This window comes from Rhodococcus zopfii NBRC 100606 = JCM 9919, from assembly GCF_001895025.1.
GTDB lineage: Bacteria > Actinomycetota > Actinomycetes > Mycobacteriales > Mycobacteriaceae > Rhodococcus > Rhodococcus zopfii.
Genome location: NZ_BCXI01000019.1, coordinates 34,188 through 47,742, shown reverse-complemented (window position 1 = coordinate 47,742; position 13,555 = coordinate 34,188). Strand labels below are relative to the sequence as shown.

Sequence of the window (13,555 nt, the reverse complement as noted above, 5' to 3'; positions counted from 1 at the left end):
GGACCTCCTCGTTGTGCTCTCGCTCGCCCCTTCCCCAGCGGAGATGCATGCTCAACTTCCGGTTTCCCGACGGTACGCCGGACGTAACATGGTCGACAGGTTCGTAACGGGATAGAAATCCTCGCAAAGGGGGTACCGCAGGTGGGAATCATGCCCGTTACGGATTCGATATTCCTGTTCGCCGAGTCCCGCGAACACCCCATTCACGTCGGATCTGTCCAGCTGTTCACCCCGCCGGCGGACGCCGGCCCCGACTACGTCGCCGACCTGTACCACCGCCTGCTCGGCATCACCGACGTCGACCCCTTGTTCCGCAGGCGCCCGGGCAATCCGCTCTCGAGCGTCGGGTACCTGTGGTGGACCGAGGACGCCGACGTCGACCTCGAATATCACGTGCGGCACTCCGCGCTCCCCGCACCCGGCCGGATCCGGGAACTGTTCGCGCTCGTCTCCCGCTTGCACGGCGCCCTGCTGGACCGGAACCGGCCGCTGTGGGAGATGTACCTGATCGAAGGGCTCGAGGACGGCAGGTTCGCGTGGTATTCGAAGATGCACCATGCCCTTCTCGACGGGGTGTCCGGGCTGCGGTTGCTGCAGCGCACCCTCAGCCCCGATCCGGAAGCCGAACCCCGTGCCCTGTGGCATCCCGAGGGGCCCGGCAGCAAGGAATCTGCGTCGTCCACGTCGTTGCTCGGGACGGCGCGGTCGCTGGCCGGTGATCTCGTCGGTGCGGTCCCGGCCGCGGCGCGGATCGGGCGGCTCGCCGTCGGGGCGCACAAGGTTGCACTGCCGTACGAGGCGCCTCGTACGATGTTCAACGTGCCGATCGGCGGTGCGCGGCGGTTCGCCGCGCAGTCCTGGGACCGGGAGCGGCTCGACCGTGTGCGGCGCGCCGCAGGGATATCCGGCAACGATCTCGTGCTGGCGATGTGCGCCGGTGCGCTGCGGGCCTACCTGCTCGAACACGATGCCCTGCCGGACGATCCGCTGATCGCGATGGTGCCGGTGTCGTTGCGCCCCAAGGACCGGCCGGGGGACAGCGGCAACAGCGTCGGCGTGACGTTGTGCGACCTGGGCACCGACCGCGCCGACCCGCTCGATCGGCTCGGCGTGATCACCGGGTCGATGGACCAGGGCAAAGCACTGTTCGGTGGCATGACGCCCCTGCAGGCGTTGGTGTGGTCCGGAGTGACGATCTCACCGCTCGGTCTGGCTCCGGTCCCCGGTTTCGTGCGCCTGACCCCGCCGCCGTTCAACATCATCATCTCCAACGTGCCCGGTCCGCGAAAACCGTTGTACTGGAATGGTGCCCATCTCGACGGGATCTATCCGGCCTCGGTGGTGATGAACGGCCAGGCGTTGAACATCACGGTCACGAACACCGCGACGACCGTCGACTTCGGTGTGGTGGGCGGTCGCCGCGCGGTTCCGAGCCTGCAGCGGATCCTGGTGCACCTGGACGAATCGCTCGTGGAACTGGAAGCGGCACTGCAACTGTCGTGACGGGAAATACCCCGAGCGCCGGGAGCGCTCGGGGCCTTCGAACGACGGGTCGGGGGGCGACTCAGTCCTGCGAGAACCGGGTCTCCATCAGTTCGATCATCCGGTCGTCGTAGGACTTCTCGCCGATGTGCTCGGCCTCGAAGCCCTCTTCAGAACTTTCGCCCGCGATGGAACGTTGTGCCAGTTCGATGATTCGCGCATTCCATTCGGGATTGCTCATCGCCTGTTCCATCTTCTCGACGAGCAGTGCCCTCACCGCCTCTTTCGATTCGGCGGTTACGGACCAGTCTTCGCCGCCGTATCGACCGGTCCACACCCCGTTGTCGTCGGTGAGTATCGCGTGCTGGGTCACATGCAGTTTCGTCGGTTTCTCGTTCAACTGCGTCTCCCTCATGCGAAGAACGACTCGACTATCATCCCGCCGTCGGTCAATACGCTGCACCGATGTGTATAGACACCCGGATTGGGATTGTAGTCGCCGGGCTGGATCGGAAGACAGTTGATGGACGTCGTGTTTGCTACCGCCGTCCCGGCCCCGCCACCGACGCCGATCGCCATCGCACCGAATGCCAAGGCGCAACCCGCCGCTACCCGTCCGATTGCCGACTTCAAACGCATGAATCCTCCTGTTTCGTGTGTGTAGTTGCGACAGTCCTTGCAGCCCATGCAGATCTGCTTGTCTGTCGAAACGTTGGATGAGACGGCGGGTCGGAAAGTTCCCGCAGCCCGACGGGAGTATCGCGACCGGATCGAACACACCGGTGGATCGGGGACCGGCGCTCGGTGGTGTCGCGCGCCGGAGGGCTGTGCGTGAGCCGGCAAATGTATAGCGCGCTACCGCGAACACGACGAGCTCGGCCTGCTCGACCGCCCAGCGTTGCTCGATCGCCCCAGCGTCCCAGACCACCGACCCATCGCCGCGCCTGCCGAGACCGTGACGCGGATCGAGACCCTGCGCCGGACCCACGAGTGGTCCGTCGCCCGCATCGTCCATGAACTCGCCGCCGACGGCCTCTCCATCTCGGTGCGCACCGTCAGCCGGCACCGCTCCGGGTAGGTGTACCTGCATTCGGCGGTCGATGGGTTCTCCCGCCTCGCCTACACCGAGGCTCTGTCCGCGGAGAAAGCCTCGACGGCAATCGGGTTCATGAACCGGGCCCGGGCGTGCTTCGCTGCGCACGGATCGGGCACATCCATCAGTGTGGTCACCGCCAACGGGTCGCGTTATCGAGCGATGGACTCGCGAATGTGCTGCATCCACCCGGGCGAGGGATCTCCAGTGTTCGTCGGCGTGTACAGGTTGTTCGGATCATCTGGTGCCGTAGACATCGGTCCGCTCGCCGCATTGGGACCGGAGCCCCGCCACGTGGCTGCCGGCGTAGGCCACCGGGCGCATGCCGACTACATGATCACCAACCTGGACTGGCATGTTTCGTATCGCGCGCCTAGCCTTGGGGTAGGGCTCCATCCGGAAACCCTTTCGGCGGCCCGGCTCAGCTCAGTAGCCGTACTCGGTAGACCGCTGTGAACGCTCCGATTTCGGGGTTCCAAGAGGGCTCGACACTGTTCTACAACGAATTCCGGTCCTGTGCTCGTGGACCGGATCGTTACCCGGGTTCTCTGCCTGCAGTCGAACCTCGGCGTGGGACCCGAGCCAGGGAAACGAGCGATCCCGGGTGAGAGGAGAGCGGCATGAGCGACTGGACCTGTAGGGTGAGCAGTCCGGCCAGCCGGGAGTTGGTCTTGGCGCAACTGTCGTTGGTGTTGGCCGACGGGATGAGCACGCCCGACGTGCAGGCTCGGGCCCTCGAGATCGCCCGCGATCATTATGGCCCCGGCGCCCACATCAACGAAGTCACTCCCGAAGACTGGATATCGGTCCGTCCCCGACCGAATTCGCCGAAAAGGATCGACCGGGTTCGCGTGGGCACGAGAGTGACCCGCGCTGCTCCGGGTGGTCGCCCGCGGCCCAGTCAGGAGCGTCTCCTTGACGCTGCACCATGACCGATCCGTTCGATCGACCCATCCTCTCCACCACCCCGCCGCACATCCGTGACTCCGGGACGGTTGGCGTCGGCACCCGTACACCGAACTCCCCGAACTCGAAACGCTGCTGGCAGACCGAGCCGGGACACTCGAGAGCCGGGACACTCGAGAGATTGCTGATCATCGCGCCCACACCCGACGCCGACAGTGCTCGACGCCGACCGTGCATGCGAGGACAACAAGTCGTGGCACTGGATCTTGGAAAAGGCTGAGCGAGTTCACTATTCGGATATCGATCGACCCTTCGCGGTGTGTTCGCGGTCGCGTCGAGGGCGAGATCCGCAGGGAGCGGCGTTCGTACCTGACCTCACCCCGAAACACCCACGAGGCGGGGACTTCCACCCGGCCGAGAACGGGATGTCACGATGGCCGTTGACAAACCCTCCGCCCACACCATGATCGAGGCGCCCAGCACCTCGACGGTGCGCCACCGTCTGCCAACCGGGGATCGCACCCAAGCGGCGAAGACTCCGCACTCACACCGTGGAACCGAACCCACGACGAGAACACATCCGCCTCGGACCCACTCGAGCAGCCAAACGAAAGGCGGCGGAAGATGCCGATTCCCTCGATGATCCAAGCGATGCTACGGCCTCAGTACCGTCTCGTTCGAACACCGCTGGCGGTGTTCGAACAGCATCTGCCGATCCTCCTCGACCAAGCCGCGCCGTTCCATTCGGCCTGCCGACGAATACTGATCACATGTGACCGCATCGCCGCACACGCGCTCCGCGACGGGTCTGCCGCCCGCGCAGCCGACTATCTCGAGCATCACCAGACCACCCACCGTGACGCCCTCGCCCAGCAACAACGCGACCAAGACCGGCAACGCGCGGCCGTTCTCGACGACCATCGCCGTCGATTCCTCGACCGTCAACACCGGTCGGGCGCCACCTCACCTCCGATGAAAGGCACCGGCCCGTAGCCGTCGGGATGGGTCGTGCATGAAGGGTCCGGCTGAACGAGCGGTCGTGGACGGCAAGGTGCTACGTCGTGTTACGTCGCGATCCGACCCGGCGGCAGCAACGACGTCCGCCGTCCGATCGGCACCTCAGCATGGCGTCGATGAACGTGATCGCGTCGCGATGCCACACGTACCGCCGGACGCACCAGTCGCACCGCGCTCCCCGTTACCCCTTCTTCGTAGCCCTGCAACGCAGGGCGGCATGGAGGAGTTCTGCACGGCTGCTCGAAGCTGCGCCCGACTACATCTTGGCGTACCGGGCCATGGCAAAGCTGTAGAGGCCGTAGGTGATGATGCCGACGCCGGCCGCGATGAGTAGGGCCACTCCGTAGGGTTGTGCGCCGACGGTCTTGAAGGCGCCGTCGAGCCCGGAGGCTTTGTCGGGCTCCGAGCGACTGACGGCGAGAATCACCAGTAACCCGATGGAGACGATGGCCAGACCTTTCGCGATGTATCCGACCATGCCCAGTCGTCGCACGAGAGGACCTGTGGTTCCTTCGAGGTCGTCGAGAAAGCTGCGACTGGCACCCTTGTAGACGTGGTATCCGCCGACCGCGATGATGACCAGCGCCCCCGCGACGAGGACGATCGTACCGGCGGTGGTCTGCATCAGCCGGGCCGTGACCCCCGCACTCTGCTCACTGCTGGACTTGCCGCTGCCGCGCGCGAAACCGAACGCGGAGAAAGCGAAAGCGAAGTAGACCACCGCCAGGGCAAAGGCCTTGAGACGATCGATCACTTCCGATTTCTTGCTGTCGGCGTCCGGTCTGGACGAACTGCCGAGTGCCGCTTCGGCGAGCCGCCACAGTCCCATGATTGCGAACGCGACAACGCCCACCCACAGTGCTGCGATGCCGCCCGGCTTTGCAGCCAACTCCGTCATGGCGCCGGATTGGTCGGCGGTGCCGGCCGCACCGCCGAGAGCGAGCCGGATGGCGATGTAGCCGATGATCAGGTGCACGATGCCGCTCACGACGAACCCCGCGCGGGCGAATCGCTCGAAGATACTGTTCTGGGCCAGACGGCCCGCGGTGGAGGACGAGTTGCCGTACGACGTCGGCGAACAGCTCGCGGCGGGTGCCGAGGAAGGGGTGGTGTCAGGCATGGCGATCGTCCCGTGTTGGTGGTGAAATTCTCCGTCGGAGGGTGTGACGGTTCCTGGGCAGGGTTCGTAGGGCTGTCCGTAGCCCGATGCGGGAAGCCGGAGCCTCCCCGCCCGACTCACGCAAGGCACGGAATTTCAGTTCGGAGGCCGTCTCGGGGGCGTCGTCGGCCGTCGCTCGCAGGAACCGGTCGGGCAGTGCGAGTTTGTGGATGGTGCGCAGCGTCAGCAGGTACTGCCGTGTAAGGGGGCCCGTGGCGTAGGGCAGGTCGTACTTTTCGCACAGCGCTTCCACCTTGGTGGAGATTTCCGCATAGCGGTTGCTGGGGAGATCGGGGAACAGGTGATGCTCGATCTGGTAACAGAGGTTGCCGCTCAGGAATGCCATCACCGGGCCGGCCCGAAAGTTGGCCGCGCCGAGCATCTGCCGCAGGTACCATTCGGCCCTCGTCTCGTTCTCGAGTTCGGCGAGGGTGAACTTCTCGGCGCCGTCAGGGAAGTGCCCGCAGAAGATCACCACGTACGCCCACACGTTCCGCAGCAGATTCGCGGTCAGGTTCGCCGTCAGCGTTCGGCGCCAGCGGCGTCCGCTGAGGACGGGAAAGAGCAGGTAGTCCTTGCCCGTCTGACGGGTGATCTTCCCGATCAGCGCTCGGGAGTGGGCGGATTTCTCGGCGGCGGTGCCGACGCGGCCCTGTTCGGAGTACAGGTCGTGCAGAGCGATGCCCCATTCGAACGTGCCCGCCAACAACAGATTCCGCAGCGGCTGCAGGAGATGTTCGGGCTTCCAAGGCTGGTCACGAGTGATGCGGAGGACACCGTAGCCGAGGTCGTCGTCCATTCCGACGACGTTGCTGAACACGTGGTGGCGGTAGTTGTGGGAGTAGCGCCACTGCGACGAGAGGCCCGCCATGTCCCATTCCCAGTTGCTGGAGTGGATTTCCGGGTCGTTCATCCAGTCCCACTGACCGTGGGAGACGTTGTGGCCGATCTCCATGTTTTCCACACTCTTGGCGACACCGAGCGCTGTCGTCCCGAGGACCCAACCCACCAGACTCCTACTGCCGTAGATCACCAGCCGCGCAGCGGCATCCAATAGCCGCTGGAAGCTGATGGTGCGGCGGATGTAGGCGGCGTCGGCGGCGCCGAGCGATTCGATGACACCGCGGCGAATGCTGGTGAGCTCGTCGCTGAGTGCCTCGACGTCCTCGTCGGTGAGGCGGGCGTACTCCTTGATGTCGGAGATGGCCATGGTGTGCTCCAGGTTCCGGCGATCCCCATCCGCAACGCTGGGAGTGGGCGGTGTCCGGTGCGGCCTCGGGGGCAAGTCAGTAGTCAGTGTGTGACGCCGTGGCGCATGGTGGCTCGACCTGTTCGGTGACCGAACGGGTGTCGCCAGTCACGTCGCTCGGCGCGGTGGTCGCGATGGTTTGCCCCGTGCGGTGCCCTGTCTACTGTGTCCGGGTTCGCGTCGGCCATCTCGCGCTGTTCGGCGAGGTGGTCCCGGTCCTGGTACGCATCCGCTGTCTCACGGCGGGATTCCCTCAGATCGTGACGGGCGACGCGGCCGCGCCGGGAGGTCCGCCGGGCTCCGGCCAATAGCAGGCCGAGCCCGATGAGCCCCACCGCGCCGACGACGATGCCGTAGAGGAACAGCGTGCCGGTGGAACCGGTGACGTGATAGCCGAACACGGCGAAACTGTCGGTTAAGGCGTGCCCGGCGCCGCTGTTGCTCAGCACTCCGGTGAGTCCGACGATCACGGCGGCGAGAAGGACGACGAGCCCGAAGATGATGATCATGACGGCCTCCCGAGGCCCACGTTGTAGGACCTAGTCAACGCCGCCATCGATGGGGTGTCAACACTGTAGGCCTACACCCGAGCCCTACAGTAGAGGCCTACGGTGGTAGCAGAGAGTGAAAGAAAGTGTTCTGATGACCAAATCTCCCGTTGGTCGCCCGCGCCGCTCCGACAGTGAGCAGGTCCCGGAACGTGGCCCGATCACCCCGCAGCGAATCCTGGCTGCTGCACTCGAGATCGTCGACCGCAACGGAATCGATGCGTTGTCCATGCGCCGACTCGGCAAAGTCCTCGGCCGCGACCCGATGACCCTTTACCGTCACGCCCCGAACAAGGCCGCTCTCCTCGACGGCGTCGCAGAAAGTGTCTTCGAACAACTCGACGTCGACACCGATGACGGCGATTGGACAATTCAACTCCGGGAGGTCGCCCGCAACTTCCGGCGGTTGGCGCTCGACCATCCCCATGTGGTCCCACTGATGGTCACCCGGCCCCTGGAGACACCCCTCGGACTGCGGCCCCGGGGGACACTGCGCCCGCTCGAAGACATCCTCACCTTGCTGACCCGGGCCGGTTTCACAGCGACCGACGCCCTGTACATCTACCGGGCTCTTTTCGGCTTCCTTTACGGTCACGTCCTCAACGAACTCCAGGAACTCGTCGAACGACCCGACGAGAACGAAGACCTGCTGCGCCTGGGATTGCATCGCCTACCGATCGGCGAGTTCCCGCTCCTGCGCAGCCTCGCACACGTACTGGCGTCGTACGACGGTGCCGCGGAACTCGAACGCGGCCTGGACATTCTGATCGCCGGCCTCACCGCAACACTGCCTGACCCCGACAGCCCAGCCCCTGCGGCGAGCTGAACCCGAGAGTCGGTTGTCCCAGCCGTCCCGAACACGGTTCCGCTGCCCACAGCGATATGGCGAAGATGGCCGAGGCACACCAGAAATGGACGGATCAGGTCGAGCCGGCAATTCCACCGCAAGCAACCGAACTGAACCCGGCGGCCATACGGGGCTTTCGTCGACCAGACACTGGATCGAGCGGCCAAGGTCGACGTGGCCACGCGGCCCGGCACCCGGCATCGACGGGGACCGCATTTCGCACGCACACCTCGTCGCGACACTCGAGCATCTCGGATGGGTACGACCCCGTCCAGGTCGAGCATCGCCGCGGCAGGTCCGGTTCCCTGGTCCGGGGACCTGGTGATCTGTGGGGCAGATCGAGCATCACCTCTTCCCCGACCTGCCCGGCAACCGGTACGCCGAGATCGCCGAACACGTCAGAGTTCTCTGCGACCGGTACGACTTCCCCTGCACCACGGGGAACTGCCCAAGCAGTTCCTCCTGATCCTGCGCAGCATTCACAAGCTCGCGCTCCCGGACTGCCTACCGCGCGCGCCGCTGCGGACGACGTACCCGAGACCGCATCCGAACTCCGATTCCGCACCAATGGATTTCGGATCCAGCCGGATCTGGGGTATCGCCCGCGCTGCGGGTACAAGGTACTGCGCAGTCGCTGTGGACGAGTGCGCGTTGAGGGCCTCGAAGCTCAGGGCCTCGGTGATATTCCCCTCGCGGTGTTATTTCCCTCGGCTCGGGCTTCGCCGGCGTGGCTTCAGGAAGGGCGCCGCTACGGTGCGTGCCGGGAGCCGCCGAGGGGCCGTGCGGGCGATGTCGGAACCGGTGCTTCCAGTCACGGCCCGTGACACCGAGTGCAGGCCTACCGCACCGTCCGCGAGTAGAGTCGCTGTGAAAGCCACCATGCGGGGTGCAGTGTCAGGCCCTCGATTGCTCAGATTGAAGGGAAGGACGGCCGCCATGTCTTCTGCCATCCAGCCAGCGCCCACCAGTATTGTAACCGCCTCCATCAAAGCGGCAGACCTGCCGGGGTTCGCCAGCGAGGGGCCGATCCTCGTTGAGGTGGACACCTGGGAGCAGGCGGGGCGAATGTACCGGCGAAGCTATTTGGTCGAAACAACTGTCGAGCGACAACAAGACGATGCACCTCGTGATCGGGAAATCCGTGTCACCTTCGCGGAATCGGGAATCGACGCGATCACGTTCGCGCCGGCGGACGATGTCGTCGTTCTCCGTCCGTTCCTTGTCAAGCATCATTGATTCCTCACGGGCGGGCAAGAGTCCGACTGGCGCACTTCGGTATTCATTCGAGCCGGTCTATCGGTCGCCAGTCGGCGCTCATGTCTTCGGTCCAGACCGGTTGCGGTATGTGCCAGCGGGCGGGGTGCGCGGCGATCCGCCCCTGCCGCAGCCGCGTGACGGTTGTTCGAACGGCGGTGTCGCACCGCCTGTGAGGGGGATGATCTCCAAACCCAGACCTTCCCGGAACCGCACGAATCGCCGGAACAGGCTTTCAGGTCTGAGCCGTTTCGACTCCCACCAGGTCCCAGTTCCCGCTGTGTGTCAACGTGAGCCGTCTCGGGTTCGATGCTGCCTCCCTTTTTTCGAGGAGGATGCGCATCATGTCCGAACGCTATCCAGCCGAGCAGCGTGAGCGAGCGGTGAGGCTGGTCCTCGACCATCTCGACGAGTACCCGTCGGCGTTCGCGGCGTGCGAAGGGATCGTCCGAAGCTCGGTGTCGAGGTGCTGCGCCCCTCGACCCGCCAGGCCCTGATCGACGCCGACGAGACGCCCGGCGTGACCACCGCTGAACAGCAGCGAGTCAAAGACCTCGAACGCGAAGCTCGACGTTCACCGACCTCAGGCTGCGGCATCCACCTAGTCATCCTCGACAACCAGTCCGAACCTCGAGCCCTCACGACCCGATGTGGCAAACATGGCAAAGTCCCACTATGCGTTGGCGTGCAGGACGTCGACGAGTTCGCGTTCCAGCGCCACGAAGTCCGGATCGGTCAGCGTCTCGAGAGTCCGCGGCCTGGGCAGCGGGACCCGTACCTCGTGCCGGATCCGGGCCGGGCGCGGCGAGAGCACGAGCACCCGATCCGAGAGCAGCACCGCCTCCCGCACGTCGTGCGTGATCATCAGCACGGTCCATCGGTCCCGCATCCACACGTCCTGCAACCACAACTGCATGTCGGTGCGGGTCAGCGAATCGAGCGCCCCGAACGGCTCGTCGAGCAACAGCACGTCGCGGCCCTGCACGACCGTGCGTGCCAGTGCCGCCCGCTGACGCATTCCACCTGACAGTTCGGCGGGTCGAGCATCCTCGAACCCGGCGAGCCCGAAGGCGGGGAACAGCGTCGCCGCCCGCGCCCGCGCGTCTGCGCGCGGCATCCCCTGTACCTCGAGGCCGAGGGCGCAGTTGTCGACGACGCTGCGCCACGGGAACAGCAGGTCCTTCTGCGGCATCAGTGCGGCCCGGCCCGGCGCGGCCGGTGCACCACCGACGGTGATGCTGCCGCTGTCCGGGACATCGAGGCCGGCGATCAACCCGAACAGAGTGGACTTGCCGGAGCCGCTCGGTCCGATGACCGAGACGAATTCGCCTCCGGCGACGTCGAAGTCGATGCCGCCGAGAACCGGGCGGTCGGCGAAGGAACGGTGCAACGCGGAAACGGTCACGGCGGTCATGCGCGACTCCCGGCGGTCAGGGCCCAGGGCGCGACGATCCGCTCGACCAGAAAGGTGAGCAGATACAGGGCCAGCGAGAGGGTAGCGGTGACGAGCACCGCGGCGAGCACCAGATCGGTGCGGAACGAATTCTTCTGGATGCTCATGTAGATGCCCAGTCCCGACGTGGCCCCGACGTACTCGGCGAAGACCGCGCCGACCACCGCGTACGTGATGCCGATGCGCAGCGCCGTGAAGAACCGCGGCAGCGCCGACGGCAGGCGCACGTACCGGAACACCTGGCGCCGGGACGCACCCATGCTGCGCAGCAATGCCCCCGCCTCCCGGTCCGCGGCGGCGAACCCCTCGATCAGCCCGATCGCCATGGGGAAGAACGTCGCCAGCGCGATCACCAGGATCTTCGGCAGCAACCCGAAACCGAACCAGATGATCATCAGCGGCGCGATCGCGATGATCGGCAAGGTCTGGGACACCACGAACAACGGCACCAGCGCCCGGCGCAGCCACGGCGAGAAGTCCACCACGATCGCCAGTGCCCACGCGACCACGAGCGACACCGCGAATCCGACGACCGTCACCTGCAACGTCGACCACGTGTGCGCGGCCAGGTCGTCGCGGTGCGCCCACCCCTGCCCGAGCACCCGGGCGGGGGACGGCAGCACCTGCGGGCGGATCCCCGAGACCGTCACGTACGCCTGCCAGAGCGCGATGAGGGCGAGCACCACCACCGCGGCCGGGGCGGCGGTGCGGACCCAGCGTCGCGGCGACGGATCAGGGCGTGAGGTAGTCATTCGTGAAGTACGTCGACCAGTCCGGTTCCTCGGTCAGCGGCCGGCCGTCGGGTCCGGCGAGCAGACCCTTCTCGTAGAGGAACCGCGAGTAGCCCGTCCAGCGTTCGAGGGTCTGGGCACCGACGTTCCCGTTCTCGTCGCGCAGCTGGTTCGACGAGAGCATGCGCTGGCTCTCGAAGACGAGTGCTTCGTCTTCGAACGCGCCCGGGTTGGCGTCGAGGAGGTCCTGGGCGGCGCGGTCGGGATCGTCGGCCGCGATTTCGTAACCGCGCTGCACGGCCTGCACGAAGGCGCGTGCCTGATCCGGATGCGCGGCCAGCCAATCCTCGTTGCCGCTGATCACGATGGCGTAGGCGTCGGGGAAGCCGTAGTCGGTGTAGGTGAAGTAGCGCATGGGCAGACCGCGGTGCTCGGCCTCGATCCCCTCCCACGCCAGGTAGGACGCGGTGAAGTCGGCGGTTCCCGAATACACCGCCTCGTAGGCGGACGTACCGAGGACGACGGAGGTGAACTCGCCGGTGCCGCCGTCGTCCCGGATGACCTGCCGCAGGGTCTCCTCGTCACCGGGATCACCGAATCCGGCGTAGGTGTGACCGTCGAGGTCTCTGGGGCTCGCGAGATCGGTGCGGTCCGCCCGGACGGCGATACCGGTCGCCCAGTGCTGCAGCGGGGCCAGCACCGAGACGGTCCGCGAGCCGGCGGCGCGGGCGAACGTGGTCATCCCCTGGGTGGAGATGCCGAACTCGGCGTTGCCCGCGTCGACGAGGGTGTCCGGGGTCGTGTTGTTGTACGGCAGGATCTCCACGTCGAGACCGGCGTCGGCGAACAATCCCTCCTGCATCGCCACGTACAGGCCGGTGTGGTTGGTGTTCGGGGTCCAGTCCAGGGCGAATCGGATCGTGTCGTCCGAGGCGTCGGAGGAGCAGGCCGGGACCAGCGCGAGCGCGGTGACCGCGACCAGCAGGGCGGTGAGGCGGCGCAGAGTCACGAGGCCGGCCATTCGTGGCGGTGCAGCGCGGTGTCCCAGAACAGGAGCTCGTAGCGGGTCGCGACGGTGAACGCGTCGACCATCGCGGCGCGGACCGGGTCGGTGGCGGCGACCGCCGCGGCGTCGACGAGCTCGCGGGCGGTGGCGACCGCAGCGTGGAACTCGGGGGCGTCGTAGGTGGTCACCCACCGTGCATACGGGTGCTGCGGGTCGGCGGCGAGGACCCCGGAGGCGCGGGCCGCGAGGTCGCGGCCCACCTCGGCGTAGATCCAGAAGCACGGCAGCACGGCGGCGGCGCCGACCGCGTACGGCTCGGTGGCGACGGTCGCTGTCAGATACGACACATACCCGAGGCATGCGGGGGAGTGGGCGGGCGGAGCGTCGCCGGCCGGGAGAACCCCGCCGGTCAGCAGGCTTCTGTGCAGCGCCGACTCCTCGGTCGCTGCGGTGGCGGCGCTCGTCGCCCAGAACGCAGCGGTCGCCGGGTCGGGTGACTTGGCCGACAGCAGAGCGAGGGCCTTGGCGTATCCGGCCAGGTACAGCGCGTCCTGCTCGATGTAGAAGCGGAACGCGTCGAGAGGCAACGTTCCGTCGCCCAGTCGGCTGAGGAACTCGAGGTCGTCGATCGACCGGCGCAACGTGTCGGTGTGTTGCCACATCCGATCGGTGAAGCGCGCGGTGGTCACGGCCGGTGAAACGTCAACGGGCACAGCCATGCCGGGACATCCCTTCGTCAGCATTACCTGATCAGGTTCGACGGGTGTGATCTCAGCCCCGCTCGTGCGGAGCACCCCGTGTCGGACGAAC

At 66.3% G+C, this 13,555-nt stretch carries 13 protein-coding genes, 3 pseudogenes and 1 riboswitch; of the genes and pseudogenes, 5 read left to right on the top strand and 11 right to left on the bottom strand.

Features of this window, described 5'->3' with window-relative positions:
- The first annotated feature begins 150 nt into the window (after positions 1-150).
- A complete protein-coding gene (locus RZ1_RS14415) occupies positions 151-1,503 on the top strand; it encodes a WS/DGAT/MGAT family O-acyltransferase (protein ID WP_072812979.1) in 1,353 nt (450 codons plus the stop codon).
- Positions 1,504-1,564: 61 nt separating this feature from the next.
- Here RZ1_RS14415 and RZ1_RS14410 read toward each other — a convergent pair whose 3' ends face one another.
- Together RZ1_RS14410 and RZ1_RS30035 are read right to left on the bottom strand one after the other, a co-directional pair.
- Complete coding sequence (locus RZ1_RS14410; RefSeq protein ID WP_083583708.1) at positions 1,565-1,882, bottom strand: hypothetical protein; 318 nt, start codon at positions 1,880-1,882, stop codon at positions 1,565-1,567.
- 11 nt (positions 1,883-1,893) lie between these two features.
- Complete coding sequence (locus RZ1_RS30035; RefSeq protein ID WP_139281844.1) at positions 1,894-2,121, bottom strand: hypothetical protein; 228 nt, start codon at positions 2,119-2,121, stop codon at positions 1,894-1,896.
- 196 nt (positions 2,122-2,317) lie between these two features.
- Between RZ1_RS30035 and RZ1_RS29655 the strand changes: the two are divergent.
- A pseudogene (locus tag RZ1_RS29655) lies at positions 2,318-2,743 on the top strand (helix-turn-helix domain-containing protein); the annotation flags it as partial.
- 1,392 nt (positions 2,744-4,135) lie between these two features.
- Here RZ1_RS29655 and RZ1_RS29650 read toward each other — a convergent pair.
- The 4 genes from RZ1_RS29650 to RZ1_RS14385 form a co-directional block, all read right to left on the bottom strand.
- Positions 4,136-4,402: a hypothetical protein gene (locus tag RZ1_RS29650; protein ID WP_139281843.1), complete on the bottom strand. Its 267-nt coding sequence runs from the start codon at positions 4,400-4,402 to the stop codon at positions 4,136-4,138.
- A 352-nt stretch (positions 4,403-4,754) separates the two neighbouring features.
- Positions 4,755-5,618, bottom strand: coding sequence for a DUF1206 domain-containing protein (locus tag RZ1_RS14395; RefSeq protein WP_072812856.1), 864 nt, complete (start codon positions 5,616-5,618; stop codon positions 4,755-4,757).
- Positions 5,611-6,867, bottom strand: a complete 1,257-nt coding sequence (locus RZ1_RS14390) for a fatty acid desaturase family protein (RefSeq protein WP_072812855.1) — start codon at positions 6,865-6,867, stop codon at positions 5,611-5,613. Before RZ1_RS14390 ends, RZ1_RS14395 begins: the two co-directional genes overlap by 8 nt.
- A gap of 83 nt (positions 6,868-6,950) precedes the next feature.
- Positions 6,951-7,415, bottom strand: coding sequence for a hypothetical protein (locus RZ1_RS14385; RefSeq protein ID WP_072812853.1), 465 nt, complete (start codon positions 7,413-7,415; stop codon positions 6,951-6,953).
- A 133-nt stretch (positions 7,416-7,548) separates the two neighbouring features.
- Here RZ1_RS14385 and RZ1_RS14380 point away from each other — a divergent pair, with 133 nt between their 5' ends.
- From RZ1_RS14380 to RZ1_RS14370, 3 genes and pseudogenes are all read left to right on the top strand, one after another.
- Positions 7,549-8,280: a TetR/AcrR family transcriptional regulator C-terminal domain-containing protein gene (locus RZ1_RS14380; RefSeq protein WP_072812852.1), complete on the top strand. Its 732-nt coding sequence runs from the start codon at positions 7,549-7,551 to the stop codon at positions 8,278-8,280.
- Between the two features lie 355 nt (positions 8,281-8,635).
- A pseudogene (locus RZ1_RS30030) lies at positions 8,636-9,125 on the top strand (hypothetical protein); the annotation flags it as partial.
- A 112-nt stretch (positions 9,126-9,237) separates the two neighbouring features.
- On the top strand, positions 9,238-9,537 hold the full coding sequence (locus tag RZ1_RS14370; protein ID WP_072812850.1) for a hypothetical protein: 300 nt from the start codon (positions 9,238-9,240) through the stop codon (positions 9,535-9,537).
- A 165-nt stretch (positions 9,538-9,702) separates the two neighbouring features.
- Here the strand turns inward: RZ1_RS14370 and RZ1_RS31775 are convergent.
- The 5 genes and pseudogenes from RZ1_RS31775 to RZ1_RS14350 form a co-directional block, all read right to left on the bottom strand.
- Positions 9,703-9,850, bottom strand: a pseudogene (locus RZ1_RS31775) (phosphatidylinositol mannoside acyltransferase); the annotation flags it as partial.
- A gap of 378 nt (positions 9,851-10,228) precedes the next feature.
- Positions 10,229-10,969 (bottom strand): ABC transporter ATP-binding protein, encoded by a 741-nt coding sequence (locus RZ1_RS14365; RefSeq protein WP_072812849.1) that lies wholly within the window; start codon positions 10,967-10,969, stop codon positions 10,229-10,231.
- Positions 10,966-11,760, bottom strand: coding sequence for an ABC transporter permease (locus RZ1_RS14360; RefSeq protein WP_072812847.1), 795 nt, complete (start codon positions 11,758-11,760; stop codon positions 10,966-10,968). The genes RZ1_RS14365 and RZ1_RS14360 overlap by 4 nt, the downstream gene beginning before the upstream one ends.
- Complete coding sequence (locus RZ1_RS14355; protein ID WP_072812845.1) at positions 11,741-12,760, bottom strand: ABC transporter substrate-binding protein; 1,020 nt, start codon at positions 12,758-12,760, stop codon at positions 11,741-11,743. The genes RZ1_RS14360 and RZ1_RS14355 overlap by 20 nt, the downstream gene beginning before the upstream one ends.
- Positions 12,745-13,464 carry a TenA family protein gene (locus RZ1_RS14350; protein WP_072812844.1) on the bottom strand — a complete coding sequence of 240 codons (720 nt, stop codon included), beginning with the start codon at positions 13,462-13,464 and terminating at the stop codon, positions 12,745-12,747. The genes RZ1_RS14355 and RZ1_RS14350 overlap by 16 nt, the downstream gene beginning before the upstream one ends.
- Positions 13,457-13,553: riboswitch (TPP riboswitch) on the bottom strand. It overlaps the preceding gene by 8 nt.
- Between the last annotated feature and the right edge of the window lie 2 nt (positions 13,554-13,555).

Excerpts from the sequence above, each read along its gene's own strand:
- RZ1_RS14395 (WP_072812856.1), bottom strand. The coding sequence starts at position 5,618 with ATGCCTGACACCACCCCTTCCTCGGCACCCGCCGCGAGCTGTTCGCCG.
- RZ1_RS30035 (WP_139281844.1), bottom strand. The coding sequence starts at position 2,121 with ATGCGTTTGAAGTCGGCAATCGGACGGGTAGCGGCGGGTTGCGCCTTG.
- RZ1_RS14355 (WP_072812845.1), bottom strand. The coding sequence starts at position 12,760 with ATGGCCGGCCTCGTGACTCTGCGCCGCCTCACCGCCCTGCTGGTCGCG.
- RZ1_RS14365 (WP_072812849.1), bottom strand. The coding sequence starts at position 10,969 with ATGACCGCCGTGACCGTTTCCGCGTTGCACCGTTCCTTCGCCGACCGC.
- RZ1_RS14380 (WP_072812852.1), top strand. The coding sequence starts at position 7,549 with ATGACCAAATCTCCCGTTGGTCGCCCGCGCCGCTCCGACAGTGAGCAG.
- RZ1_RS14360 (WP_072812847.1), bottom strand. The coding sequence starts at position 11,760 with ATGACTACCTCACGCCCTGATCCGTCGCCGCGACGCTGGGTCCGCACC.
- RZ1_RS29650 (WP_139281843.1), bottom strand. The coding sequence starts at position 4,402 with ATGGTCGTCGAGAACGGCCGCGCGTTGCCGGTCTTGGTCGCGTTGTTG.
- RZ1_RS14350 (WP_072812844.1), bottom strand. The coding sequence starts at position 13,464 with ATGGCTGTGCCCGTTGACGTTTCACCGGCCGTGACCACCGCGCGCTTC.
- RZ1_RS14415 (WP_072812979.1), top strand. The coding sequence starts at position 151 with ATGCCCGTTACGGATTCGATATTCCTGTTCGCCGAGTCCCGCGAACAC.
- RZ1_RS14385 (WP_072812853.1), bottom strand. The coding sequence starts at position 7,415 with ATGATCATCATCTTCGGGCTCGTCGTCCTTCTCGCCGCCGTGATCGTC.
- RZ1_RS14370 (WP_072812850.1), top strand. The coding sequence starts at position 9,238 with ATGTCTTCTGCCATCCAGCCAGCGCCCACCAGTATTGTAACCGCCTCC.
- RZ1_RS14390 (WP_072812855.1), bottom strand. The coding sequence starts at position 6,867 with ATGGCCATCTCCGACATCAAGGAGTACGCCCGCCTCACCGACGAGGAC.